Annotated in this window: 2 protein-coding genes and 1 pseudogene; 2 read left to right on the top strand and 1 reads right to left on the bottom strand. The window is 60.3% G+C overall.

Features of this window, described 5'->3' with window-relative positions; all coding sequences use genetic code 11:
• Both OP496_RS18025 and vapC read left to right on the top strand, forming a co-directional pair.
• Nucleotides 1-101, top strand: a pseudogene (locus OP496_RS18025) (AbrB/MazE/SpoVT family DNA-binding domain-containing protein); the annotation flags it as partial.
• Complete coding sequence (gene vapC, locus OP496_RS18020; protein WP_280565332.1) at nt 101-511, top strand: tRNA(fMet)-specific endonuclease VapC; 411 nt, start codon at nt 101-103, stop codon at nt 509-511. The pseudogene OP496_RS18025 and the gene vapC, both read left to right, overlap by 1 nt.
• A gap of 106 nt (nt 512-617) precedes the next feature.
• Here vapC and OP496_RS18015 read toward each other — a convergent pair.
• The coding region (locus OP496_RS18015; RefSeq protein WP_280565330.1) for a group II intron maturase-specific domain-containing protein at nt 618-1,007 on the bottom strand (390 nt) is incomplete at its 5' end.

Genomic DNA, 1,007 nt, shown 5'->3' with positions numbered 1-1,007 from the left:
CGGGAGAATCATGGGATAGCTGGTTCGACGAACCTGGCGCCACGGCGGATTTCATGTCCACGCGCGAGCAGCCAGAGGATCAGCGGCGGGAAGCATTCTAATGCTGAAATACATGCTCGACACCAATATTTGCATTTATACGATCAAGAACAAACCGTCCTCAGTGCGGGAGATCTTCAAGCGCCACCACAGCCAGATGTGCATCAGTTCCATCACGCTGATGGAACTCGTCTATGGCGCGGAGAAATCCAGTAACCCCGAGCACAACATCGCCGTCGTCGAAAGCTTCGCAGCTCGGCTGGAAGTTCTGCCTTACGATAACGATGCCGCTGCCCATACTGGCCAACTAAGAGCCGAACTCGCGAAAGCGGGTACCCCTATAGGGCCTTACGATCAGATGATCGCGGGTCATGCACGCTCGCAGGGCCTGATTGTCGTCACCAACAACCTACGTGAGTTCGAGCGCGTTTCGGGGCTGCGCCTGGACGACTGGACGACTCATACCCCATGAGGCACCTCGCCGCCCACGCGCCAGACTCGGCCACCATCGAGTAGGAGGGGGAGTCACCTCCCCCGTCCTCTCACACCACCGTACGTACCGTTCGGTATACGGCGGTTCATGAAGAGCGGCTAAGCCCTCTTGCCGTGTCGAGTACCGAGATCAGCCCCTGCTGCTCGAACCACTTCCGTGGCAGGGCCTGATTCATGTGCGAGGCTCCCGCATTCCACCAAGGACCTCGTCCATTCCCCGCTGACTTCCAGGCACGGGGATCGTCCAACCCTAGCGCCAGGAGCTTCCGACGCCGGGTGCCTGGATGTTTCCACTGCCGCCATATCACGCAGCGCAAGCGTCGGCGTACCCATTGATCCAGCGCTTCCAGGGGACGCTTCACATCGACGAGGCTGAAGTAGCTGGCCCAGCCGCGTAGGACGGGGGCCAACGCCTCAGTGACTCGCCGGATGTTGTGGCCCCTGCCACGCTTCAGGATCTCGCGGACACGCTGCAT

It is taken from the genome of Chromohalobacter sp. 48-RD10, assembly GCF_029889785.1.
Classification (GTDB): domain Bacteria; phylum Pseudomonadota; class Gammaproteobacteria; order Pseudomonadales; family Halomonadaceae; genus Chromohalobacter.
Note: the sequence above shows the minus strand (reverse complement) of the source record. Positions and strands in the feature narration are given on the sequence as shown.